The following is a 25,358-nucleotide window of genomic DNA, read 5'->3' on the forward strand; positions in this document are numbered from 1 at the left end:
AAGTAGAATTTTTATGTCTAAAAAAGTAAAGGATTTTGGGATTGAAAAAACGCTCAAAAATCTAGGAATTAAGGATGAAAATAAAGGAACTTCTGTAGGCGGGAAATACTTTGCAGCAGGAAAAGTGATAGAAAGCTATTCTCCTGTAGACGGCAATTTGATTGCTAAAATAAAGACGTCTGGCGAAAGTGATTATGACAAGGTTATTGAAACGGCTCAAAAGGCTTTTCAGGAATTCAGGGCAATTCCGGCGCCTAAAAGAGGGGAAATCGTAAGACAGTTAGGTCAGAAATTAAGAGAATATAAAGATGATTTGGGTAAACTTGTTTCTTATGAAATGGGTAAATCTTTGCAGGAAGGATTAGGGGAAGTTCAGGAAATGATCGATATCTGTGACTTTGCAGTGGGAGTTTCCAGACAGCTTCACGGGTACACGATGCACTCGGAAAGACCGGGTCACAGAATGTACGAGCAATATCATCCGCTTGGAGTGGTGGGAATCATCACAGCATTCAACTTTCCGGTAGCCGTTTGGGCTTGGAATACAGCATTAGCATGGATTTGCGGAAACGTTACCATCTGGAAACCATCAGAAAAGACGCCACTTTGTGCGATTGCCTGTCAAAATATAATGAATGAAGTAATCAAGGACAACAGTCTTCCGGAAGGAATTTCGAGTGTTTTGGTTGCTGATCATGAAATCGGACAAAAATTAGTAGATGACAAGAGAGTTGCTTTGGTTTCTTTCACAGGTTCTACAAGAGTGGGAAGAATGGTTTCTACAAATGTTGCCCAAAGATTCGGGAAATCTATTCTGGAATTAGGAGGAAACAACGCCATCATCATTTCTAAAGATGCAGATATCGATATGTCAATTATCGGAGCGGTTTTCGGAGCGGTTGGAACTGCAGGACAAAGATGTACTTCAACAAGAAGATTAATCATTCACGAAAGTATTTATGATGAAGTTAAAAACAGATTGGCAAAAGCCTACGGACAATTGAAGATCGGAAATCCTTTGGATGAGACGAATCACGTTGGACCGCTTATCGACACCGATGCTGTGAATATGTATGAAGAAGCGATTAAAAAAGGTAAAAAAGAAGGCGCAAAATTCATCGTTGAAGGGGAAGTGCTGAAAGGAAAAGGATACGAATCGGGTTGTTATGTAAAACCTTGTATTGCTGAAGTTAAGAATTCTTACGAAATCGTTCAGCATGAAACTTTTGCACCGATCTTATATTTAATTAAATACACAACATTAGAAGAAGCAATCACTATTCAGAATGACGTTCCTCAGGGATTATCTTCTGCAATTATGACGCAGAATCTAAGAGAAGCAGAATTATTCCTTTCTCACGCAGGTTCAGACTGTGGAATTGCCAACGTAAATATAGGAACTTCAGGTGCGGAAATCGGTGGTGCTTTCGGTGGTGAAAAAGAAACAGGAGGCGGTAGAGAATCCGGTTCAGATGTTTGGAAATACTACATGAGAAGACAAACCAATACGATAAATTATACGGCAAGTCTGCCATTGGCACAAGGAATTAAATTTGATTTATAATTTATTCAAATTAAAAGATTCAGAGATCTAGATATTCGAAATTACCAGTCACTAATTTCTAAATCTCTGAATTCCTTAATCACTAAATTTTTACAATATGGAACAAACAACAATTGATATACCGACAAATAAAGTTAAAGAAACAATAGGCAGACACGTTTTGGCGGATGGCTTTGATTTCGTGATGGATATAGAAAAATCTCACGGATCTTGGTTGTACGACAAACTGACCAACAGAGAATATTTAGATATGTTTTCGATGTTCGCTTCGGCGTCTATCGGATATAATCACCCTTATTTGGTCGAAAAATCGGCTTGGTTAGGGAAAATGGCAGTCAACAAACCAACGTTGGCAGATATTTATTCTGAGGAATATGCTCACTTTTTAGAAGTTTTCGAAAGAGTAGTGATTCCACAGGAATTGCAGTATGCTTTTTTCATTGAAGGTGGAACCTTGGGGGTTGAGAATGCTATGAAAGCTTGCTTTGACTGGAAAACCCGTAAAAATTTTGAGAAAGGTCTTGATATTGAAGCCGGAATTTGTATTCACTTCAGACAGGCATTCCATGGAAGAAGCGGTTATACATTAAGCTTAACAAACACTTCAGACCCAAGAAAATATCAGTATTTCCCGATGTTTGACTGGCCAAGAATTTTAAATCCTAAATTGACTTTCCCGCTCACAGAAGAAAATTTAGAGGAAACGATCAAAAACGAAAGATTAGCTCTATTGAATATCGAAGAAGCGATTTTAATGAATCCTAACAAAGTCGCTTGTATTATTATTGAGCCGATTCAGGCTGAAGGTGGTGACAATCATTTCAGAGACGAATTTTTATTAGGGTTGAGAAAAATCTGCGATCAGAACGAAATTCTTTTAATATTTGATGAAGTACAAACAGGCATCGGAATTACTGGAAAAATGTGGGCTTTTGAGCACTTTACAGCAAAACCGGATATTATTTCTTTTGGTAAAAAAGCACAGGTTTGCGGAGTTTTAGCCAATAAAGAAAAGTTTGACGAAATTCCTGATAATGTTTTCAGAGAGAGCTCAAGAATCAATTCTACGTTTGGAGGTAATTTTATCGATATGCTTCGTTTTCAGTTGGTAATGGAGGTGATTGAAAAAGAAAATCTTGTGGAAAATGCAAGAATTGTCGGTGATTATTTATTGGAAGGTTTAAAAAAATTAGCAGAAAAATATCCTGAGAAATTATCCAATGCAAGAGGAAGAGGATTGATGTGTGCGATAGATTTACCAACGCCTGAGCAGAGAAATCATTTGCGTGAAGTACTTTTCCATGACGGTTTGTTTATTTTATCATGTGGAGATCAGGCACTTCGTTTCAGACCGCATCTGAACGTTTCAAAGGAAGAAATTCAGATTGCTTTAGACAAAATTGAAAATAATATTAATAAAGTTTAAAAATCAAAATTTGGAATTTTCAAAAAAACTTTATATATTTAGATACTTAAACGGTATAGAAACATGGAAAGAAGTACAAGAGTATCAGTTTTTGAGAGTGACAAACAGGCAGAAATACAGCTAATCAAGTCAAAATTAGATGAAGCGCAGATTAAAAATGCCATAGAAAACAATTATCTTACTTTTACGACAACGCCAACGGCAACTTCGCTAAAAGTATTGGTTAAACTAGAAGATGAAAAAAAAGCATTCGAGATTATCGATAGCTATCTTCAACAAAATGAAAATTAAAAAACAATTTCATAATTTTAAATTTTACTACTTCGAACCGAAAATTAATTTTAATTAGTTTTCGGTTTTTTGATTTAATTAAATAAACTCATGAATTCAGAAATTAATCTGCGGAAGGCAGAGATTAAAGACAGAGATATCATCTGGAATATTTTACAGCAGGCAATTGAAAGAAGAAAACAAGACGGAAGTACACAATGGCAGCAGGGCTATCCCAATCTCGGAACTGTGGAAAGTGACATTGAAAAAGGCTTCGGATACGTAATGACTGTGGATGATGAAATTGCAGTTTATACAGCTTTGATTTTAAATGATGAGCCGGCTTACAGCACTATTGAGGGAGCTTGGCTGAGCGATGGAGAGTTTGTTGTGGTACATCGTGTTGCTATTGACGAAAAATTTGCAGGCAAAGGATTAGCCAAAAAACTTTTTGATCATATTGAAGATTTCACCAGAGAAAAGGAAATCCAAAGTATAAAAGTAGATACCAATTATGATAATATTGCCATGCTCAAAATCCTTGAAAGCAAAGGATATTCTTATTGTGGAGAAGTTTTTTTGGCGGGCGGAATGAGAAAGGCTTTTGAGAAGATTATAATTTAAGTAAAAAGTTAAATCCGTTTTCATTGATTCTTTAAGAAACTATAGATTGAGAAACTCTATTAAGTTTGTTCGTTTAGTTCTGAACTAAAGTTTTACATTTGTCCCAAATTTATATACAATGCATAAGAGTATAGAAATTGATGAAAAAATTTTTCAGGATGCCGTAAAGTTTTATGGTACCGTTTTCAACCTACCTCCATTAGCGTCTAAAATATATGCCTACCTTCTTTTCGATTATGAGAAGGCGGGCATTACTTTTGATGAGTTTGTGGATGTTTTGGCTGCGAGCAAAAGTTCGGTTTCTACAAGCATATCCTTATTGCTGAATGCCGAGCTTATTGTAGATCATAATAAAATGGATGAACGGAAACGGTATTTTTTCATCAATGATGAGTATAAGAGAATAAGATTTGAAAAAATAGTTCAAAAGATGCAAGACGAATTAAAACTAATAGATGATTTAGACAATTTTAAAAAAAATCAGGAAGATGGACAAAATAAAAAAACAGAAGCTTATAAAGCTCTTTTAAATAAAAACATAATACATATTCAGGAATCTCTTAATAAACTATAAAAAATGAATAATAAGCTAGTTATACTTTCTGTTGCAGCACTTTCTTTAGTTGCCTGCAAAAAAGAAGCTCCCAAGCAGGATGGTGCAAAGCCATATCCTGTCGTAAATGTGGAGGCAAAAAATATAGTAGGCTATCAGACCTTCCCGGCTACCATTCAGGGTAGGGTAAACAATGATGTTCGTGCTAAAATACAGGGATATATCACTCAGGTTTTGGTGGATGAAGGTCAGTATGTTACAAAAGGTCAGCCTTTATTCCGTCTGGAAACCAATATTCTAAACGAAACTGCTGCTGCTTCCAAAGCAGGAATCGGTGCTGCGGAATCTAATATTGCTGCTGCTCAGGCAGCGGTAAGTGCTGCAAATGTAGAAGTTAATAAACTGAAACCATTGGTGCAGAAAAATATTATCAGTAATGTTCAGTTGCAGACAGCTCAGGCAAATTTAGCACAGGCACAAGCTCAATTAAAACAGGCTCAGGCTTCTAAAAGTCAGGCAGTTGCCAATTATAAAGGAGTAGAAGCAAACATTGAATATTCTGTGATTCGTGCGCCTATTTCGGGAGTTATCGGGAAATTACCGTTGAAAGTTGGAAGTTTAGTGGGACCAACTGATCAGTCGGCACTAACAACAATTTCGGATACTTCAGAAATTTACGCCTATTTTTCAATGAATGAAAAAGAATATTTTAATTTTCTTGAAAAATCTCCGGGTTCTTCGATGTCTGAAAAAATTAAAAACCTTCCGATGGTCGAATTGCAGCTGGCAAACGGAAGTTTGTATCCTGAAAAAGGTAAAATTCAAGCGATTACAGGACAGATTGATCCTACCACGGGAACTATTCAGTTCAGAGTAAGCTTTACCAATGCTCAGAAATTATTGAGTAACGGCAATAGTGGAACCATCAGATTGCCACAAGCTTATGATAATGTCTTGGTTGTTCCGGAAAGTGCGACGTATGAACAACAGGGCATCGTTTATGTTTATAAAGTTGATAAAGGAGACACCGCAAGAAATGTTGTGATTAATGTGATCGACAGAATCGACAATATGGCTCTTATCAAATCTGGGGTAAATAAAGGGGAAACAATCGTTGCAGCGGGTATCGGAGCTTTAAAGCCGGGAACTGCCGTGAAGCCGAAACCCGTTAAAATGGATAGTCTTGTTCAATCTATAAAACCGAAATTCTAAAATGATTAAAAATTTTATAAACAGACCGGTTCTATCCACGGTAATCTCAATTTTAATTGTGATTCTCGGGGTTTTGGGATTGATGTCGCTCCCTGTTACACAGTATCCTGATATTGCACCTGCAACGGTAAGTGTAAGAGCAAATTATACAGGAGCCAATGCTGAAACCGTAATGAAAAGTGTTGTTGTACCTTTGGAAGAACAAATCAACGGGGTTGAAGGAATGGATTATATCACTTCAACAGCAGGAAATGACGGTTCGGCTCAGATTCAGGTATTTTTTAAACAGGGAGTGAATGCAGATATTGCTGCGGTAAACGTTCAAAATCGTGTGGCGAGAGCAAGCCCATTACTTCCAAGTGAAGTTACCCGTTCGGGAGTTGTTACACAGAAACAGCAGACAAGTGCATTGATGTACCTTTCTTTTTATTCGGAAAATAAAAATATTGACGATGTATATCTTCAGAACTTTTTGAATATTAACGTAATTCCAAATCTTCAGAGAATTAATGGAGTAGGTGAAGCCAACGTTTTTGGGGGTAAAAACTATTCTATGAGAATCTGGCTGGATCCGGCTAAATTGGCAGCCTATGGAATCACGCCAACTGAAGTTACCAACGCAATTAATGATCAGAGTAGAGAAGCTGCTGCGGGATCTTTAGGGCAAAACAGCGGAAGTTCTTTTGAATATATCATTAAATATGTCGGAAAATTCAGTGAAAAAGAGCAGTACGATGATATTATCATTAAAGCTCTTCCGGATGGACAGAATTTAATGTTGAAAGATGTTGCGAAAGTAGAATTGGGAGGTTTATCTTACAGCGGAATTGGTGAAAATGGTGATAATCCATCCATCAGTATGGGGGTTTTTCAAACTCCGGGATCCAATGCTCAGGAAATTATTGAAAACATCAAAAAGCAGCTGAAAGATAATGAAAGTACCTATCCTGAAGGTGTAAAATATACTTTTAACTTTGATACCAACGAATTTCTGGATGCATCTATTGAAAAAGTAATTCATACATTGATAGAAGCATTTATTCTGGTATTTATTGTTGTATATATCTTCTTGCAGGATTTCAGATCTACATTAATTCCGGCCATTGCGGTTCCGGTATCTATTGTAGGGACATTCTTTTTCCTGAATTTATTTGGATATTCATTAAACTTATTAACGTTATTCGCCCTAGTTCTTGCGATTGGTATTGTGGTGGATGATGCCATTGTCGTCGTCGAGGCTGTACACGCCAAGATGGAACATGGTATCTCAAATCCTAAAAAAGCAACCATTGAAGCGATGGACGAAATTACCGGAGCAATTATTTCAATTACTTTGGTAATGGCAGCGGTATTTATTCCGGTAACATTTATTACGGGTCCTACCGGTGTATTTTATCAGCAGTTTGGGATCACTTTAATTATTGCAATTGTCATTTCAGCGATTAACGCATTGACGTTGAGTCCGGTTTTATGTTCATTATTCTTAAAGCCTCACGAAGATCATCATGAAGATTATAAGAACAAAAATATCATTCAAAAGTTCTTTTATAAATTCAATATTGGTTTTCAAACAGCGACAGACCGTTATGGAAGAGGATTTAATTTCCTGATCAAGCATAAATGGGTTACTTTGGTAATTCTTGTGGTTACAGGAGGAATTATTTATTGGGCAAACGGCAGTATGAAAAAAGGTTTCGTACCTACAGAAGACAGAGGAATTATCTTTACCGATGTGCAGCTTCCGCCAGGAGCTTCGATGGAAAGAACTTATAATGTCTTGAAAACGTTGCAGAAAAATGCCATGAAAATTCCTGGAATTCAGAACGTAACGATTTCTACAGGTAGAGGATTACTATCTGGAAACGGTAGTAATAATGGTCTTGCTTTTATTAAATTAAAACCATTCGACGACAGAAAAGGAGACGGTCTATCTTCTGAAGAGATTTCTAAGCAGTTATTTGGTTTGGCAGGTAAAGTGCCTGATGCAAAAGTTGTATTCTTCCAACCACCAAGTGTACCGGGATTTGGTAACAGTGCAGGTTTTGAAATGGTACTTTTGGATAAATCCGGAGGTGATTTTGCTCAGCTGGATGCAAAAACCAATGAATTTATCGGAAACTTAATGCAAAGACCCGAAATTGAATTTGCGCAAACGTCATTCAATACAAAATATCCTCAGTATATGATGGAAATTAATGTTCCTTTGGCAAAGCAAAAAGGAGTTTCAGTGAATGATATTCTGTCAACAATGCAGGGATATATCGGAGGAATTTACGGTGCTGATTTTACCAAATACGGAAAACAGTTCAGAGTAATGATTCAGGCACTTCCTGAAGACAGAATAAATGCAGATAATCTTAACCAGTATTATGTTAAGACAAGCTCAGGAGAAATGTCGCCGATTTCACAGTTTGTAACATTAAATAAAACTTATGGACCACAATCGGTAGGGCGTTATAACTTATTTACGTCTGTGAAAATTACCGGAGCCAATAAAGCAGGATTCAGTTCCGGTGATGCCATTACTGCAGTACAGGAGGTTGCTAAGGAAACGCTTGATCAAAATTATGATGTTGAATTTACAGGTCTTACAAGAGAAGAATTAAGTTCAGGATCTCAGACTTTATTGATTTTTGCTTTGAGTTTAGTCTTTGTTTATTTCATTCTTTCTGCTCAGTACGAAAGTTATATTTTGCCTTTGGTTGTAGTAATTTCACTTCCACTTGGGGTAATGGGTGCTTACTTCGGACAGAAAATTATGGGACTTGAAAATAACATCTACTTCCAGATTGCATTAATTATGTTGGTGGGGCTATTGGCAAAAAATGCGATTTTGATTATCGAATTTGCAGTGCAGAGAAGACATCACGGAGAAACTATTGTTGAATCTGCTATTAATGCAGCAAAAGCGAGATTAAGACCTATTTTGATGACCTCATTAGCCTTTATCTTTGGTTTATTGCCATTGGTATTAGCAAGCGGAATTGGTGCTGTTGGTAACAGATCGATCGCAACAGGTGCTTCAATCGGGTTGTTGATAGGTACTGTTTTAGGAGTATTTGTGATTCCTGTTTTGTACGTGGTTTTCCAGACTTTACAGGAGAAAATCAAGCCTATCAAACAAGAGGACATCAATTTAGCTGAATAAGAAATCTTTAAGATTTAAATAATGAAAAATTTATCAATAATAATAAAAGGAACTGCTTTTTCGGTGCTTACTGCAGTGGTACTTACTTCCTGCCATGTAAGAAAAGAATATGAAAGGCCGAAAAATGTGGTCAACGAAAATCTTTTCCGTACCGATATGCTTCCTTCAGACAGCGTAAATGTTGCGAATGTTTCCTGGAAAGAAATTTTTACAGATCCGATTCTTCAGGGACATATCAATAAAGCTTTAGAAAATAATTTAGATATCAGAATTGCTTTACAGAGCATTGTTTCCGCAGAAGCTTATTTAAAACAAAGTAAAGCGGCTTACGAACCGACTTTAACGGTGGGTCCGGGCTATACTTTTCAGACTCAGTCATTAAATACTCAAACCGGGCGGTTGTTCGGTGACAGAAGATACATCAACCAATTGGATGTTACAGCAAGTGTCGCTTTTGAAGCAGATATTTGGGGTAAATTAAAATCTCAGGAAAAAGCGCAATTAGCGAGTTATCTGGGAAGCGTCGCAGCTCATAAGGCAGTGAAAAGTGATTTGATCGCTTCTGTAGCTTCGTCTTATTATCAGTTGCTGACGTATGATGCACAGAAAAAAATCATTCAGGAGACGATTGAAGTTCGTGAGAAAAATTTAGAAACCACTAAAGCGTTGAAAATTGCCGGAACTTTAACTGAAGTTGCTGTTCAGCAAAGTGAAGCATTAGTTTTGAATGCAAAATCTTTATTGATCGATACGGATACACAGATTCAATTGCTGGAAAATACCATGAGTCTTTTAATGGGAGAACCTTCTCATGCCATCGAAAGATCGACGTTGGAAAGTCAGAATATTCCTGTTGATTTAAAATTGGGATATCCCGCTCAGCTCTTGGCAAACAGACCCGATGTAATGAGGGCTGAATATAATTTAATGAATGCTTTTGAATTGACGAATTCTGCGAAAGCTCAGTTTTATCCTACATTAAGAATTACCGGAAGTGGAGGAATTCAGTCTCTTGATATTGATCATTTATTTAGTGTAAATTCATTGTTTGCGAGCGTTATCGGAGGATTGGCACAGCCGATTTTGAATCGGAGAACGATCAAGACAAATTATGAAGTAAGCTTGGCAAATCAGGAAACAGCCTATTTGAACTTTAGAAAAGCGGTTTTAACTGCGGGAAAAGAGGTTTCAGATGCAATCAGAGTTTTCTCGGTTCAGGATTCTTATATTGATTTAAAGGAAAAAGAATTGAATGCCTACAAAAATTCGGTTGAATATTCTCAGGAATTAGTGAATTACGGAATGGCAAATTACCTTGAAGTGTTGAATGCAAGCGTAAATTCCCTAAATGCAGAATTGAATATTTCTAATGCCCAATATAGTAAAATGAAAGCTGCCATAGATCTTTATCAGGCTCTTGGCGGAGGCTGGAAATAATTTTTAATAAAGTTATCGTAATAACGCATGTTAATTAATTTTAGCATGCGTTTTTATTTTAAACTTAAAAACATGAAAATGGTAATAATACTTTATTTTAAATATAATTTTATTAAAGAAAATTTAATAAAATGTTTGGATTTGTGGTTTAAATACTTACTTTTGTAGCGTTTCAAAAAAGAAAAGGGGAATTAGCTCATCTGGCTAGAGCATTAGACTGGCAGTCTAAAGGTGACGGGTTCGATCCCCGTATTCTCCACAAAAGATTATGTTATAAAACTATGAAGAAACTATTTTTACTTTTATTTACTGCGTTTTTATTTATTGGCTGTAGTTCAGATGAAGATACGATTTACGACTTCATAGGAACGTGGTCCGGAACTTATGATGGTACTGAAAAAGGAGACTGGAATATAGTTGTAGGAAGCGATGGCAAAGTGACCGGAACAATGCATTCTGATCAGACGAATGAAAACTATCACATTTCCGGTAATTTATCTGATACAGGAGACTTAAATGCTTCTATCGGTTCACCTGCAGACGGAGAATTCAGAGGAACTCTTACAAGAGAAAAAACAGGAACCGGAAACTGGACGAATTCAGTACCAACTCCTGTAAGATCTGGTTCTTGGAAAGGTGAAAAGAAATAAAGAATAAAATTTTTTTACAATATCTCACATAAGCTGTCCATTTTTGGATGGCTTTTTTATTGGTGATTATTAGAATTACATTTTTCATTATTCATCAACGTTTTTTGCTGAATATTTCTGTAATTTTTCAATATATTTGTAAGTAAATAGTATGTATTGAAAAGCAAAAGGGTATGAAAACAGTATTATTTAAAGATTTAAGAATAAAACAATTATCTGTTTTGCTTATCTCATCTTTTATTATAATTTCATGTGGAAGTTCTAAAAACGTCACCGCAAAAAAAAATTCAGGAACTAAAACAATTACGAAATCTGAAAATCTCCGAAAACTGGATTCAAAATTCGATGGAAAAGTTTCAAAATCAATCAATGAACTACTTGGTGATGCGGAAAAATATCTGGGGGCACCATATAAATTCGGAGGAAACACTTCATCTGGTTTTGATTGTTCGGGATTTGCAGTAAAAGTTTTTGAGGAAAATGATTTTAAATTACCAAGAAGATCATCGGATCAGGCAGAAACCGGAAATAAAATCGACATAAAAGAAGTGAAGCCAGGAGATCTTCTGTTTTTTGCAACCGCAGGAGGAAGCCGGGTTTCCCATGTCGGAATTGTTCATGATATCGGAAATGATGGTGAAGTGAAATTTATTCATGCATCTACGTCAAAAGGTGTCATCATTTCTTCATTAAATGAAACGTACTGGAACAAAGCTTACCTGCACGCTCAAAGAGTTTTATAATGAATGTTTTTGCTATTGTACAAACTTTTTATTAAATATTAAAATCAGCTTAAACATAATACTTTCAAAAGGTTTTGCTGAACTTTTTTGTATATTTGGCGGAATAATTTTAAACTAGAAAAATGTCGTTACAACAAACTATTGAAAATATCTGGGACAACAGAGAATTATTACAAAATGAAGATAGCCAAAAGGCGATTAGAGAGGTAATTTCTTTGGTTGATAAAGGTGAACTTCGTACAGCAGAGCCTACAGAAAACGGATGGCAGGTGAATGAATGGGTAAAAAAAGCTGTAGTAATGTATTTCCCGATCCAGAAAATGGAAACTATTGAGGTAGGTCCGTTTGAATTTCATGATAAAATGCCTTTGAAGAGAAATTATGCAGAAAAAGGCGTGAGAGTTGTACCGCATGCAATTGCAAGAGAAGGTGCTTATATTGCTCCCGGAGTTATTTTGATGCCGTCTTATGTAAATATTGGTGCTTACGTAGATTCAGGAACGATGGTTGATACTTGGGCGACAGTTGGAAGCTGTGCACAGATCGGTAAAAACGTTCACCTGAGTGGTGGTGTAGGAATCGGTGGTGTTTTAGAACCGCTTCAGGCTGCTCCGGTTATTATTGAGGATGACTGTTTTATCGGTTCAAGATGTATCGTTGTAGAAGGAGTTCATGTTGAAAAAGAAGCAGTTTTGGGAGCGAATGTTGTATTAACGGCTTCAACTAAAATTATCGATGTTACAGGTGAAACTCCAATTGAAATTAAAGGCAGAGTTCCTGCTCGTTCGGTTGTAATCCCTGGAAGTTATACTAAGCAATATCCTGCCGGAGAATATCAGGTTCCTTGTGCTTTGATTATTGGTCAGAGAAAAGAATCTACAGATAAAAAAACGTCTCTTAATGATGCTTTGAGAGAAAATAATGTAGCTGTTTAAATCACTTGCAAATGGCAATTCCTAAACAAATTTTTCAGACTTTCAAAACCGATAAGCTTCCTTGGCTTACGAAGTTTCACATCAAAAGAATGCTAAGGAAAAATCCTGAGTACGAATATCATTTTTATGATGATAACAGAATTCAGACATTCTTTGAAGAGGAGTTTCCACCAGAATATTTGAAAGCTTATAATAGATTGACAATAGGAGCTGCCAAAGCAGATTTTTTCAGATACGCCATTCTTTACAAAAAAGGGGGAGTATATTTAGATGTAGACAGCGGAATTAATAAGCCTATTAAAAAGTTTATTCTTGAAGACGATGTTGCTTTGGTAACGGATGAAATTCCTCATACATACTACGTACAGTGGGGTCTTGCCTATGCCGCAGGACACCCATTTTTACAGCGAACTTTGGAGATGATTTTGGATAATATTAAAAATAATCCACATCCTCATAACGTACACAAAACAACAGGACCAACGGTTTATACAGATGCAGTAAAAGCATGTTTAAAAGAAAATCCTACGATTCCGCATCGTTTTATGGGACCGCATTATGACAACAATATGCAGTTTAAATACAAGCTTGGAAAATTCTTTCTTTACAGTGATAAATCTGAACATTGGAAGCGAAAACAGCTTACTCAAAACATTATAAAGCCTGAGAATGAAGATAGCATTTGATGCCAAACGTTTTTTTCATAATACTTCAGGATTGGGTAATTACTCAAGAGATTTAGTTAGAATTTTATCTAAATATTATCCGGAAAACGAATATTTACTCTTAAATAAAAATAGGTCTGAAAGAGGGTCTGATATTTTAGAAAACCCTAACGTTCATTTTGTTGAAACATCCAAAGGAAGCATGTCTCGACAGTTAAAAATGGGAAAGGATGCTCAAAAACAAAATGCAGATATTTTCCATGGATTATCGGGTGAATTGCCTTTAAAATGGAGTCAAAAACCGATTAAAAAGATTGTGACGATTCATGATTTGATTTTTGTTCGATACCCTCAATATTATTCTTTTTTTGACCGCAAAATTCACTTTTGGAAATTTAAAAAAGCGGCAAATTCTGCAGATAAAATCATTGCTATTTCGGAGCAGACAAAAAAGGATATTATTCAGTTTTTAAAGATTCCGGAAAGCAAAATTGAAGTGATTTATCAAGGGTGTCATTATGCTTTTAAAGAGCAGCAATCCAATGAATTAATTGAAATTACAAAAGATAAATTCAACCTTCCTGAAAGATTTGTTTTAAATGTCGGAACGATTGAAGATCGGAAGAATTTATTGAATATTGTCAAGGCAATTAGCGGTACTAATATTCCGTTAGTAGTTGTCGGAAAAAAGACAAAATATTTCAGTAAAATTGAATATTTTATTAAAAAAAATAAGCTTGAAAAACAGGTTTATTTCTTGGAAGGAGTTTCGATGGATGAGTTGGCAATAATCTATAAGTTGGCTGATATTTTCATTTATCCAAGTTTTTTTGAAGGTTTCGGAATACCGGTTATTGAAGCTTTATTTTCAAAAACGGTAACTGTTACGAGCAATACAAGTTGTCTTCCGGAAGCAGGCGGTCCGGATTCTGTTTACATTGATCCTAATAATTATTTTGACATTCAGTCTAAAATTAAATTTTTGTGGGATAATGAATCAGAAAGGAAACGTCGTGCTGATAAGGCTTTTGAGTTTGTTCAGAAGTTTAATGATGAGCAAATTGTCAATCAGTTGATGAATCTTTATCAAAAAATTATTTCATAAAATTCTTGTAAGTTTAAAAATAAGTTCTACATTTGTACCACAAATTTCAACAATGAAACCAAATTTTTTAACAGTACATCATTATCATCATCATCTCTGCTAAGACGGAATTGATTGATATGTAACTATGTTAAAATCAAAATAATTAAAAACCGTCTGAGTAAACAGACGGTTTTTTTGTTTCTAAATTCTTCCCGGGCAATTTATTTCAATTAATCATTTTTGTTTACTCAGATTTAAATAATCAAAAATGAGTACTTTAAAAATTGCCATACAAAAAAGCGGAAGGCTTTATGAAGAATCTCTTCAGCTCCTGAAAGACTGCGGCATTTTCATCAATAACGGAAAAGATCAACTTAAAGTTTCTGTAGATAATTTCCCAATGGAAATCATGTATTTACGAAATTCCGATATTCCTCAATACTTAGAAGATGGAGTGGTAGATATTGCCATTGTCGGCGAAAATCTTTTAGCAGAAAAGCAGAAAAACATTCAAATTGTTCAGTCTCTTGGGTTTTCAAAATGCCGTGTTTCGTTAGCAATTCCGAAAGAAATTGAAACAAACGACATCAATTATTTTCAGGGTAAAAAAATTGCTACTTCTTATCCGAATACGCTTAAAAATTTTCTGAATAAAAATAATATTTCCGCAGATATTCATGTAATTTCCGGTTCTGTAGAAATTGCTCCGAATATCGGACTGGCTGATGGGATCTGTGATATCGTAAGCTCCGGAAGTACTTTGTTTAAAAACGGATTAAGAGAAACTGTTACGTTATTGAAATCCGAAGCCGTTCTGGCAAAAACCTCTGAGCTGGATATAGAGAAACAGGCTATTTTAGAAAAATTTCTTTTCAGAATTAAAGCTGTTTTAAAAGCGAAAAATTCTAAATATATCTTAATGAATGTTCCTAACGAAAAGATTGAAATAATTTCAAAAAGCCTCCCGGTACTTAAAAGCCCAACCGTTATTCCCTTAGCAGAAGAGGGTTGGAGCAGTATTCATTCGGTAATTGATGAGGAAAGATTCTGGGAAGTGATTGATGAGCTGAAAGAAAAAGGAGCGCAGGACATTTTAATAATTCCAATCGATAAAATGGTGATTTAATATGAATATTTATAAATATCCCGATAGAAATAATTGGTCTGAACTGATAAAAAGACCAATCATAAAAAGAGAAGAACTCTCAGAAATTATTACTGATATTTTCAAAAATGTCGAAAGAAATGGAGATCAGGCTTTAATTGAGTTTAATAAAAAATTCGATAATGCTGAAGTTAAAAATATCAAAGTATCTGACGAAGAAATAGAAAGTTCTACAAATTTAATTAGTGCAGAACTAAAATTGGCTATTCAGCAGGCAAAAGATAATATTACAAAATTTCACGCTTCACAAATTCCTGAAATTAAAAAGATTGAAACAACTAAAGGAGTGATCTGTTGGAGGGAAACCAGAGCGATTGAAAAAATAGGAATTTATATTCCGGGAGGTACAGCGCCGTTATTTTCAACCGTCTTAATGCTTGCGATTCCAGCTAAATTAGCAGGTTGCGATGAAATTATATTATGTACACCGCCCGATAAAAATGGAAATATTAATCCTGCAATTCTATATACTGCTAAACTTTGTGGTGTTACTGAGATCTTTAAAACCGGCGGTGCTCAAGCCATTGCTGCAATGACTTTAGGAACTGAAAGCATTCCGAATGTTTATAAAATTTTCGGACCGGGAAATCAGTTTGTTGTTGCTGCAAAAGAATACTCTCAAAGTTTCGGTGTTGCCATCGATATGCCTGCCGGACCGAGCGAAGTATTGGTGATAGCTGATGAACAGGGAATTCCCGCATTTTGTGCTGCAGATTTACTTTCTCAGGCGGAGCATGGGAGTGACAGTCAGGTTGTTTTTATTTCAACTGATGAGAAAATTTTTAACCAAACTATCGAAGAAACGGAAAAACAACTCATTAAGCTTCCAAGAAATGAATTTGCAAAAGAATCATTGAAAAACAGTTATTTTATTTTATTAGAAACAATTGAAGAAGCCATTAAATTGAGCAATTTATACGCTCCGGAGCATTTGATTTTAGTAATGACTGATTTTGAGAAATATATTCCGAAAATTTTAAATGCAGGTTCTGTTTTTCTTGGAAATTATTCATGCGAGAGTGCAGGAGATTATGCAAGCGGAACCAATCATACACTTCCTACAAATGGGTTTGCAAAAAATTATAGCGGAGTCTCCTTGGATAGTTTTGTCAAGAAAATCACTTTCCAGAATTTATCAAAAAAAGGACTTCAAAATTTAGGAAAAACAATAGAACTTATGGCAGAAGCGGAAGGTTTATATGCTCACAAAAATGCTGTATCAATAAGATTAAATCAAGAAAATGAAAGAATTTAATATCAATAGCTTAGTACGAAAAAATATTCTACAGCTACAACCTTACGTCAGTTTTAGAGATCATAATGAATTTGAAAATCCCGTTTTTTTGGATGCTAATGAAAGTCCTTTTGGTGAATTCAATCGCTATCCTGATTCTACACAGAAAAAATTGAAGCAAAAACTATCTGAAATAAAAAATATTTCAGTTGATCAAATTGCTATCGGAAACGGAAGTGATGAACTAATTGATTTGATTATAAAAGTTTTTTGTGAGCCTAAAAATGATTCAGTTTTGGTTATGAATCCTTCTTTTGCGATGTATGGGTTGTATGCTTCTATCAATGAAAACCAAGTTGTAAAACTCAATTTAAATGAAAATTTTGAAATTGAAAAATATGATTTTTTAAACGTTATAAAAGAGAATCAGTTAAAAATATTCTTTTTATGCTCGCCAAATAACCCAACAGGAAATAGCATAGAAGACATTGAATTTTATATTAAAAACTTCAATGGAATTGTGGTAGTTGATGAAGCGTATATTGAGTTTTCCGGAAAAAAATCAAGTATTGAATTATTGGAAAAATATCCAAATCTTATTGTTCTTCAAACCTTTTCAAAAGCGTGGGGAATGGCGGGTGCTAGAGTCGGTGTCGCTTATTCGTCAAAAGAAATTATTAAATTAATCAATACAGTAAAGTCACCTTATAATATTAATTCTTTAAGTTTAAATAAAATATTGGAAGCAATTAATATACAATATAATATAATTGAAAATATAAAAAATACTTTAAAAGAAATCTTCTGGTTGGAAAATGAGTTTCAGACTATAAATTGTATAAAAAAAGTGTATCCGACCGATGCTAATTTTTTCTTAATTGAATTTAAAGATTCAGAAAAAGTTTATGAAAAATTACTGGAAAAGGAAATTCTGACGAGTAAAAGAAGTCCTCAAATTCCAAATTGTATCCGGATAAATGTTGGAAATAGAGAAGAAAATATTCAATTAATTCAAGTTTTAAAAAGTATTGAATCATGAAAAAAGTATTATTTATAGATCGTGACGGAACTTTAATTATAGAACCGCCAACAGATTTTCAGGTAGATTCTTTAGAGAAATTAGAATTTTATCCTGATGTTTTTCAAAACCTTTCAAAAATAGCAAAAGAACTAGATTATGAGTTGGTCATGGTGACCAATCAGGATGGTTTAGGCACAGACAGTTTTCCTTTTGAAGACTTTATAAAACCTCATGAAAAAATGTTAAAAGCATTTGAAAATGAAGGGATTATTTTTAATGATATTTTAATTGATAAAAGTTTTGAACATGAAAATTTACAAACACGAAAACCGGGAATCGGAATGTTTGGTAAATATATTTATGGAGATTATGATCTCGAAAACTCTTTTGTGATTGGAGACCGATTAACAGATATTCAATTAGCAAAAAATTTAAGCTCAAAAGCAATTTTTATTAATAAAGTTCAAAATGAGTGTGCAGATTTGACGACGGAAAGTTGGAGTGAAATTTATTCATATTTAAAGCAAATTCCACGAAAATCTATCGTTTCTAGAAAAACAAAGGAAACGGATATTGAAGTTGAAGTTAATCTCGATGGAAGCGGAAAATCAGAAATCTCAACAGGTTTGTATTTCTTCGATCATATGCTTGAACAGATTTCAAAACACGGGAATTTAGATTTAAAAATTAAAGTAAAAGGTGATCTTCAGGTTGATGAACATCACACCATTGAAGACACAGGAATTGTTTTAGGAGAGGCCATTCTGAAAGCTTTAGGAAAGAAAAAAGGAATTGAGCGATATGGATTTCTTTTGCCTATGGATGATTGTCTGGCGCAGGTTGCCATCGATTTTGGAGGACGTTCTTGGTTGGTTTGGGAAGCTGATTTTAATCGTGAGAAAATTGGTGATGTTCCTACGGAAATGTTTTACCACTTCTTTAAATCTTTCACCGATTCGGCTAAATGTAATGTAAATATTAAAGTTGAAGGTGAGAACGAACACCACAAGATCGAATCTGTTTTTAAAGCTTTTGCAAAAGCAATAAAAATGGCTGTTAATCAAACAGATCAGAACTTTAATGTACCATCAACTAAAGGAAGTTTGTAAAATGATTGCGATTATAAAATACAACGGGGGGAATGTAAATTCCGTACAAAATGCGTTGAACAGATTTAATGTAAACTCTATTGTTACCGATGATTTTGAACTGATTCAGAAAGCTGATAAAGTTATTTTTCCGGGGGTTGGTGAAGCTTCATCAACAATGAAAATTTTAAAGCAAAAAGGGTTGGATCAGTTAATTCCAACTTTAAAACAACCTGTTTTGGGAATTTGTCTAGGAATGCAGTTAATGTGTAAAAACAATGAAGAAGGAAACACTGTCGGATTGGGGATTTTTGATAGTAATGTGAAGAAATTTCCTGCAAAAGATATTGTTCCGCATATGGGTTGGAATACGATTTCAAACTTTAAATCATCATTCTTTGATGGCATTCAAGCGGAAAATGATGTATATTTTGTCCATAGCTATTATTGTGAATTATCTGAGAATACCACTTCGGTTTGTGATTATATTTTGCCTTTCAGTGCATCTTTACAGAATGATAATTTTTATGCGATGCAGTTTCATCCTGAAAAATCGGGGGAAATTGGATGTCAATTATTAGAAAACTTTTTAAAACTTGAAGTATGAAAATTATTCCTGCTATTGACATTATTGATGGAAAATGTGTGCGTCTGTCAAAAGGTAATTATGAGACAAAGAAAATTTACAGCGAAAATCCGGTTGAAGTTGCTAAAGAATTTGAAGATTACGGAATACAATTTCTTCATCTAGTTGATCTTGATGGAGCAAAATCCAAACATATTGTTAACCATAAAGTATTGGAAAATATTGCTAAAGAAACATCTTTACAAATAGACTTTGGAGGTGGTTTGAAAAGTTTAGAGGATATTGAGGCTGCATTTAATTGCGGAGCAAAACAGATTACCATCGGAAGTATTGCCGTTCAAGATCCTGAATTTTGTTTTGAATTAATTAGGAAATACGGTTCAGAGAAAATTATTCTCGGAGCTGATTGTGAAAACAGAAAAATAAAAACGTCAGGCTGGCTGGAAGAGAGTGATAAAGATGTAATTGATTTTATCTTACAATACCAAGAAAATGGTGTAAAAAATACAATTTGCACTGATATTTCCAAAGACGGAATGCTGGAAGGTCCGTCGACAGATTTGTACAAAGATATTTTGGAAAAAACAAATGTTCAATTGGTTGCAAGTGGCGGTATTTCAGGAATTGAAGATGTTCACCAAATGAAGCAAATCGGATGTTCGGGAACGATTATCGGAAAAGCAATATATGAAGTAAAAATTGAACTGAAAGAATTACAGAAATTTATTGAAAATGCTTAAAAAAAGAATTATTCCATGTCTGGATATAAAAGACGGAACAACGGTAAAGGGAATCAATTTTGAAGATCTTCGGAATGCCGGAAATCCTATTGAATTGGCGAAAAAATATGAAGAGGAAGGTGCTGATGAATTGGTTTTTTTAGATATTACTGCGACAATCGAAGAGCGAAAAACTTTCATTGAATTGGTAAATCATATTGCCCAGGAACTTAGTATTCCTTTCACCGTAGGAGGTGGAATTTCAACGGTTGAAGACGTCAGAAAGCTTCTGGAAGCAGGAGCAGATAAAATCAGTATCAATTCTTCTGTGGTTAAAAAACCTCAGTTGATTTATGATTTGGCTAAAGAATTTGGCAGTCAATGTATTGTGCTTGCAATTGATACTAAACTTATAAATAACAATGATTGGGTTCATATCAAAGGAGGTAGGGAAATCACCCATTTAAAAACATTAGATTGGGCAAAAAAGGTTGAGCAATTAGGAGCCGGAGAAATTCTTTTGACTTCGATGGATGGAGACGGAACAAAAAAAGGTTTTGATCTTAGACTTATAAAAATGATTTCAGAAAATGTAAATATTCCTGTAATTGCTTCCGGAGGGGCAGGAAATATTGAAGATTTTGAAAATGTTTTTAATCAAACCAAAGCAACAGGAGCTTTAGCTGCCAGTATTTTCCATTTTGGGGAAGTGACAATTCAGGAGTTGAAAAGTGAATTAAAATCTAAAAAAATAGCAATACGATGAAAATTAATTTTAGTAAAAATGACGGATTAGTGCCTGTGATTATTCAGGATAAAAGAACACTTCAAGTGTTAATGTTGGGTTATATGAATGAAGAAGCCTTCGAAAAAACAAAAAATGACAGAATTGTTACATTTTTCAGCCGTTCCAAAAACAGACTTTGGACGAAAGGTGAAGAATCCGGTAATTTTTTAACCGTAAAAAATATTGATATCGATTGTGATCAGGATACAATTTTAATTAAAGCGGTTCCTAAAAATATCGTTTGTCACACGGGAAATTTCAGTTGTTTTGGAGAGAAAGATTCTAAAGGATTTTTATATGAATTGGAAGAAAAAATTGCTCAAAGAATTGATGAAAAGGTAGAAGATTCTTATACGTATTCTTTGTATCAGAGAGGAATCAATAAAGTTGCTCAAAAAGTAGGAGAGGAAGCCGTAGAACTGGTAATTGAGGCAAAAGATAACAATACTGATTTATTCAAAAATGAAGCTGCAGATCTGCTTTATCACTTTTTAATTTTACTGAAATCAAAAAATATATCACTAAACCAGATTGAAAAAATACTTTTAGACAGAAATAATTAAAGCCTTGTTTTGCAAGGCTTTAATTTCTATTATATTTTATCTATTAGCAACTGCAAAATGTTGTAATGCTCCGATGGTTGCCTTCCCGATATTAAAAACATACATTACATCTGTATTTGCAAATGTATCATCTTTTGTGTGAGGAAGATCACTCCTCAGATATTCGAAAAAGCCTGTAATTACTTCGCCTTTTTTCTCAAAAGAAATATAGTCACTGTGTTCTGCAGGATCAATTTTTGCCTGTAGAGGAGAATAAAGTGTCGTACAAGTCATTAATTCTTTGGTAATTTGAGTTGAAGCTGCATTGTTTTTAGAGGTTCCGTCTTGGTCTTCATCACAAAAAACGGTATCATTAAACATACCTTTTTTTCCTCCAACCTGATCTAGATTAAAAACCATTTTTATATCAAATTGGCGAGTTTTATCTTTATAAACTACATCATTTACATAATGTTTGCTACCATAAAGCCCTTGCTCTTCGCCGGAAAAATGAATAAATTTAATAGAATAAGCAGTAGGAATATCTTTTAAAATTTTTGCTGTTTCTAGCATAATGGAAGTTCCGCTGCCGTTATCATTTACTCCAGGACCATTAATGCTGTCGAAATGTCCACAGATAATTACATATTTATCAGGATAAACTGTGCCCTTTTTTGTTATGATAAGATTTTTTGATTTTACTCTTCCTATTGAAAAGGGATCTTCTTCAATTTGATCTTCAGAGTAACCGAAAGCCAAATATTTATCTTTAATCCATTTCAAAGCGTTTTCATTTTCTATGGAACCTGTAGTTTTTACTCCAAGTTTTTCAAATTCTTTCAAATTCGAGATAATATCTTCTTTCTTTAACATATTTACACGATCCTGATAAGATTGAATAAAAGTCTGTGCATTCAAACTTAAAGCTGATAAAGAAAAGAGTAGAAGTGTGGGGATTTTTTTCATTATAGTAAGGTTATAGTTTTATTAATCATCAAAAATAGAAATAAAAAAGTCCTGATCAACAATCAGGACTTCCATATTTTAAAAATAAAATTATTTTGCAATAATTATTTTTCTAACAGCAGTTTTATCATTTGCTTTAATAGTACAAAGGTAAGTTCCGTTTATTAAGCCTGAAACATTGATTTTTGTTTCATTGTCATGATTTAAAACTGTTCTTCCGGCTAAATCTGTAATTTCCAGTTTAAAATTTTTCACTTCTTTCGGAAGCTCTATATTTAAATAATCTTTTGCCGGATTCGGATAAATCTTGATTGATTCTAAGGGATTTATATTTGCTTCATTAGTGCCCAATAAAGAAGTAGTAGCTACCGCAAAATGCTGTAATGCCCCCACCGCAGCTTTTCCTACATTAAATACATATGTTGGATCTACATTGGCAAAAGTATCATTTACCGTATGCTCATTATAGCTTCTTACATTTTCATAAAAACCTGTGATAATATCCCCGTTAGCTTCAAAAGGAACATAATCGGATGAATATGCATCAGACATTACAGTCTGAAGGGGTGAGTATAGTGTTGTACAAGTCGCTAATTGCTGTGTAAAAGAAAGCGATGCTGCATTATTGCCTGTCTGTCCGCTCTGATCACTTTCGCATTTAATTGCATTATTAATATTCCCGATTTTTCCTCCTACCTGATCAATATTAAAAACCAATCTTACATTTAATTGACGAACACTGTTTTGAAAAACTACATTATTCGCGTAATGATTACTTCCCAACATTCCCTGTTCTTCACCCGAAAAGTTAATAAATTTAATAGAATATTCAGTAGGGATATCTTTTAAAATCCTGGCAGCTTCCAGAATAATTGAAGTTCCGCTGCCGTTGTCGCTTACGCCGGGACCTGTAACAGTATCATAATGTCCACAGATAATAACGTATATATTAGGATAAGTTGTTCCTGTTTTTGTGAGGATTAAATTTTTTGAAGTTAAACTTCCGTAATTAAAAGTATCTTCCGTCATTTGACTTGCAGTATACCCATACGCCAAATATTTTGCTTTAAGCCAGTTTAATGCATTGGTATTGGCGGTAGAACCTGTGGTTTTTACTCCAAGATTTCCAAATTCCTGAAGGTTTGTTGTAATATTGGTTTGTGAAACCTGGTCTGCTCTGCTTTTATAAGCCTGTACAAGACTTTGTGCCTGCAGATTATAAGTTGCTAATGAAAGCAATAGAATAGTAGTAACTTTTTTCACTTCGGGGTACAGTTTTACGTATATAATAATTAGCAAATGTATATAATAAAAAAATCCTGAGCAAAAAACTCAGGATTTAATATTGATAACAAAAATTCTACATTATTTTACTTGATCTACAACTGCTTTGAAAGCTTCAGGGTGATTCATTGCTAAATCTGCTAAAACTTTTCTGTTAAGCTCAATGTTGTTCTTTTTAAGAGCTCCCATAAACTGAGAGTAAGACATTCCATGTTCTCTAGCTCCTGCGTTGATACGCGTGATCCAAAGTGATCTGAAATTTCTTTTCTTTTCTTTTCTACCACGGTAAGCATATTGCATTGCTTTTTCCACGGCATTTTTAGCTACAGTCCAAACGTTTTTTCTTCTACCGAAAAAACCTTTAGCTAGCTTTAAAACTTTTTTTCTGCGAGCTCTTGAAGCTACGGCATTTACTGATCTTGGCATAATTTAATTGTTTTTTTGAAATGTGCGGTAATTATTTCATTACTCTTAGTGGCTCCATTTCAGGGTTAAATTGTTGAATTTGTTTTGAATTCTTATAAACCGAATATAGATTTATAAAAACTACTTGATTGCTAATTGACGCTTAACGCTTTTTTCGTCCACTTTAGCTACGTAAGAAGTAGTAGTAAGATTTCTCTTCTGCTTAGTTTCTTTCTTAGTTAAGATGTGGCTTTTGTAAGCATTTTTTCTTTTGATCTTACCAGAACCAGTAAGAGCAAAACGCTTTTTAGCACCTGATTTCGTTTTTAATTTTGGCATTGTTTTGCTTTTTATGTTTTGTTATCAATATCTGTCTTTGGTTATTCCCAGACATTTCGGGAATAATAGTTTGCAAAATTACGAAAAAAAATCGAGAGTTAAAAAGAAATTTTAAGTGTTGCAAAGGCGATGAGTCATTAAACTTTTAATATAAATTTATTAACTCAGATATTAAAAGAGTAAACTTAAATGTAATTCTTAAAGCCGTTAAAAACCTCAAATTGCTTTGAGGTTTATATTAAAATTGACAGTTCCCCGTCACTATTGCTTATTTAGCCGGTTTTTTAGGACTCATCATCATAATCATTCTCTTTCCTTCAAGCTTAGGAAGCTGGTCTACTTTTCCAACATGCTCTAATTCCTGAGCCAATTTTAAAAGTAAAATTTCTCCCTGATCTTTAAAGATAATCGAACGTCCCTTAAAAAATACGTAGGTTTTTAATTTTGAACCTTCCTCAAGGAATTTTTCAGCATGTTTTCTTTTAAACTCGTAATCATGTTCGTCAGTCTGAGGTCCGAAACGGATCTCTTTTACAACCACTTTTACTTGTTTCGCTTTTAGTTCCTTTTGCTTTTTCTTTTGCTCATATAAGAATTTTTTATATTCTAATATTCTCGCAATAAACGGTTCAGCTTTATCGGAAATTACTACTAAATCCAATTCTTGTTCCGCAGCAATTTGTCTCGCTTTGTCAATTGGATAAATTCCCGGCTCTACGTTATCGCCCACCAAACGAATCTCTCTCACACGAATTTTATCGTTGATTAAGTGTAAGTCCTCCTGTACAGGACGTCTTTGTGGGCCCCTGTTGTTAAATCTTTGTGCTATTGTATTATAATTTTATTGGTTAATTACTATTTTAAAATTAAAAAATTTAGAGATTTAGGCATTAAGAAATTACTCTACT

Annotated in this window: 26 protein-coding genes and 1 tRNA gene; 22 read left to right on the forward strand and 5 right to left on the reverse strand. The window is 34.3% G+C overall.

Annotated features, from left to right (window positions below; genetic code table 11):
• Positions 1 to 13: 13 nt before the first annotated feature.
• The 22 genes from ASG22_RS16100 to hisIE all read left to right on the forward strand — a co-directional run bounded on the left by ASG22_RS16100 (position 14) and on the right by hisIE (position 21,477).
• Positions 14 to 1,564, forward strand: coding sequence for an aldehyde dehydrogenase family protein (locus tag ASG22_RS16100; RefSeq protein ID WP_055986977.1), 1,551 nt, complete (start codon positions 14 to 16; stop codon positions 1,562 to 1,564).
• 97 nt (positions 1,565 to 1,661) lie between these two features.
• Entirely contained in the window at positions 1,662 to 2,990 is a 1,329-nt protein-coding gene (gene lat, locus ASG22_RS16105; protein ID WP_055986978.1) for an L-lysine 6-transaminase, read from the forward strand.
• A 63-nt stretch (positions 2,991 to 3,053) separates the two neighbouring features.
• Positions 3,054 to 3,281, forward strand: a complete 228-nt coding sequence (locus ASG22_RS16110) for a DUF2007 domain-containing protein (protein ID WP_055986980.1) — start codon at positions 3,054 to 3,056, stop codon at positions 3,279 to 3,281.
• A gap of 90 nt (positions 3,282 to 3,371) precedes the next feature.
• Positions 3,372 to 3,884, forward strand: coding sequence for a GNAT family N-acetyltransferase (locus ASG22_RS16115; protein WP_055986982.1), 513 nt, complete (start codon positions 3,372 to 3,374; stop codon positions 3,882 to 3,884).
• A gap of 118 nt (positions 3,885 to 4,002) precedes the next feature.
• Entirely contained in the window at positions 4,003 to 4,458 is a 456-nt protein-coding gene (locus ASG22_RS16120; protein ID WP_055986983.1) for a hypothetical protein, read from the forward strand.
• 3 nt (positions 4,459 to 4,461) lie between these two features.
• Entirely contained in the window at positions 4,462 to 5,649 is a 1,188-nt protein-coding gene (locus ASG22_RS16125) for an efflux RND transporter periplasmic adaptor subunit (RefSeq protein WP_055986984.1), read from the forward strand.
• A gap of 1 nt (position 5,650) precedes the next feature.
• A complete protein-coding gene (locus ASG22_RS16130; protein ID WP_055986986.1) occupies positions 5,651 to 8,797 on the forward strand; it encodes an efflux RND transporter permease subunit in 3,147 nt (1,048 codons plus the stop codon).
• Positions 8,798 to 8,818: 21 nt separating this feature from the next.
• A complete protein-coding gene (locus ASG22_RS16135) occupies positions 8,819 to 10,234 on the forward strand; it encodes an efflux transporter outer membrane subunit (RefSeq protein ID WP_055986988.1) in 1,416 nt (471 codons plus the stop codon).
• A 185-nt stretch (positions 10,235 to 10,419) separates the two neighbouring features.
• Positions 10,420 to 10,493 (forward strand) — tRNA-Ala (locus ASG22_RS16140).
• 22 nt (positions 10,494 to 10,515) lie between these two features.
• A complete protein-coding gene (locus tag ASG22_RS16145) occupies positions 10,516 to 10,884 on the forward strand; it encodes a hypothetical protein (protein ID WP_055986990.1) in 369 nt (122 codons plus the stop codon).
• 173 nt (positions 10,885 to 11,057) lie between these two features.
• Entirely contained in the window at positions 11,058 to 11,627 is a 570-nt protein-coding gene (locus tag ASG22_RS16150; RefSeq protein ID WP_117590804.1) for a C40 family peptidase, read from the forward strand.
• Positions 11,628 to 11,749: 122 nt separating this feature from the next.
• Entirely contained in the window at positions 11,750 to 12,562 is an 813-nt protein-coding gene (locus tag ASG22_RS16155; RefSeq protein ID WP_055986992.1) for a 2,3,4,5-tetrahydropyridine-2,6-dicarboxylate N-succinyltransferase, read from the forward strand.
• Between the two features lie 11 nt (positions 12,563 to 12,573).
• Positions 12,574 to 13,248 carry a glycosyltransferase family 32 protein gene (locus ASG22_RS16160; RefSeq protein ID WP_055986994.1) on the forward strand — a complete coding sequence of 225 codons (675 nt, stop codon included), beginning with the start codon at positions 12,574 to 12,576 and terminating at the stop codon, positions 13,246 to 13,248.
• A complete protein-coding gene (locus tag ASG22_RS16165) occupies positions 13,232 to 14,332 on the forward strand; it encodes a glycosyltransferase family 4 protein (protein ID WP_055986996.1) in 1,101 nt (366 codons plus the stop codon). The genes ASG22_RS16160 and ASG22_RS16165 overlap by 17 nt, the downstream gene beginning before the upstream one ends.
• A 250-nt stretch (positions 14,333 to 14,582) precedes the next feature.
• The gene (gene hisG, locus ASG22_RS16170) at positions 14,583 to 15,440 is read left to right on the forward strand and encodes an ATP phosphoribosyltransferase (protein WP_055986997.1); all 858 of its coding nucleotides are present in this window, start codon (positions 14,583 to 14,585) and stop codon (positions 15,438 to 15,440) included.
• Between the two features lies 1 nt (position 15,441).
• Entirely contained in the window at positions 15,442 to 16,734 is a 1,293-nt protein-coding gene (gene hisD, locus ASG22_RS16175) for a histidinol dehydrogenase (protein ID WP_055986999.1), read from the forward strand.
• The gene (gene hisC, locus ASG22_RS16180; RefSeq protein ID WP_055987000.1) at positions 16,721 to 17,752 is read left to right on the forward strand and encodes a histidinol-phosphate transaminase; all 1,032 of its coding nucleotides are present in this window, start codon (positions 16,721 to 16,723) and stop codon (positions 17,750 to 17,752) included. The genes hisD and hisC overlap by 14 nt, the downstream gene beginning before the upstream one ends.
• Entirely contained in the window at positions 17,749 to 18,843 is a 1,095-nt protein-coding gene (hisB, locus tag ASG22_RS16185) for a bifunctional histidinol-phosphatase/imidazoleglycerol-phosphate dehydratase HisB (RefSeq protein ID WP_055987003.1), read from the forward strand. Before hisC ends, hisB begins: the two co-directional genes overlap by 4 nt.
• Before the next feature lies 1 nt (position 18,844).
• Positions 18,845 to 19,429: an imidazole glycerol phosphate synthase subunit HisH gene (hisH, locus tag ASG22_RS16190; RefSeq protein ID WP_055987005.1), complete on the forward strand. Its 585-nt coding sequence runs from the start codon at positions 18,845 to 18,847 to the stop codon at positions 19,427 to 19,429.
• Positions 19,426 to 20,148 (forward strand): 1-(5-phosphoribosyl)-5-[(5-phosphoribosylamino)methylideneamino]imidazole-4-carboxamide isomerase, encoded by a 723-nt coding sequence (gene hisA / locus ASG22_RS16195; protein WP_055987007.1) that lies wholly within the window; start codon positions 19,426 to 19,428, stop codon positions 20,146 to 20,148. The genes hisH and hisA overlap by 4 nt, the downstream gene beginning before the upstream one ends.
• Positions 20,141 to 20,893, forward strand: coding sequence for an imidazole glycerol phosphate synthase subunit HisF (hisF, locus tag ASG22_RS16200; RefSeq protein ID WP_055987009.1), 753 nt, complete (start codon positions 20,141 to 20,143; stop codon positions 20,891 to 20,893). The genes hisA and hisF overlap by 8 nt, the downstream gene beginning before the upstream one ends.
• Complete coding sequence (hisIE, locus tag ASG22_RS16205; RefSeq protein ID WP_055987012.1) at positions 20,890 to 21,477, forward strand: bifunctional phosphoribosyl-AMP cyclohydrolase/phosphoribosyl-ATP diphosphatase HisIE; 588 nt, start codon at positions 20,890 to 20,892, stop codon at positions 21,475 to 21,477. The genes hisF and hisIE overlap by 4 nt, the downstream gene beginning before the upstream one ends.
• A 36-nt stretch (positions 21,478 to 21,513) precedes the next feature.
• Here hisIE and ASG22_RS16210 read toward each other — a convergent pair whose 3' ends face one another.
• The 5 genes from ASG22_RS16210 to infC form a co-directional block, all read right to left on the reverse strand.
• A complete protein-coding gene (locus ASG22_RS16210; protein WP_055987014.1) occupies positions 21,514 to 22,422 on the reverse strand; it encodes a M28 family metallopeptidase in 909 nt (302 codons plus the stop codon).
• Positions 22,423 to 22,512: 90 nt separating this feature from the next.
• Complete coding sequence (locus ASG22_RS16215) at positions 22,513 to 23,685, reverse strand: M28 family peptidase (RefSeq protein WP_055987015.1); 1,173 nt, start codon at positions 23,683 to 23,685, stop codon at positions 22,513 to 22,515.
• Positions 23,686 to 23,787: 102 nt separating this feature from the next.
• A complete protein-coding gene (rplT, locus tag ASG22_RS16220) occupies positions 23,788 to 24,132 on the reverse strand; it encodes a 50S ribosomal protein L20 (protein WP_055987017.1) in 345 nt (114 codons plus the stop codon).
• Between the two features lie 120 nt (positions 24,133 to 24,252).
• A complete protein-coding gene (rpmI, locus tag ASG22_RS16225; protein WP_027385360.1) occupies positions 24,253 to 24,450 on the reverse strand; it encodes a 50S ribosomal protein L35 in 198 nt (65 codons plus the stop codon).
• A gap of 268 nt (positions 24,451 to 24,718) precedes the next feature.
• Positions 24,719 to 25,279, reverse strand: a complete 561-nt coding sequence (gene infC / locus ASG22_RS16230; RefSeq protein WP_082505032.1) for a translation initiation factor IF-3 — start codon at positions 25,277 to 25,279, stop codon at positions 24,719 to 24,721.
• Positions 25,280 to 25,358: the final 79 nt, after the last annotated feature.

The organism is Chryseobacterium sp. Leaf405, from assembly GCF_001425355.1.
GTDB lineage: Bacteria > Bacteroidota > Bacteroidia > Flavobacteriales > Weeksellaceae > Chryseobacterium.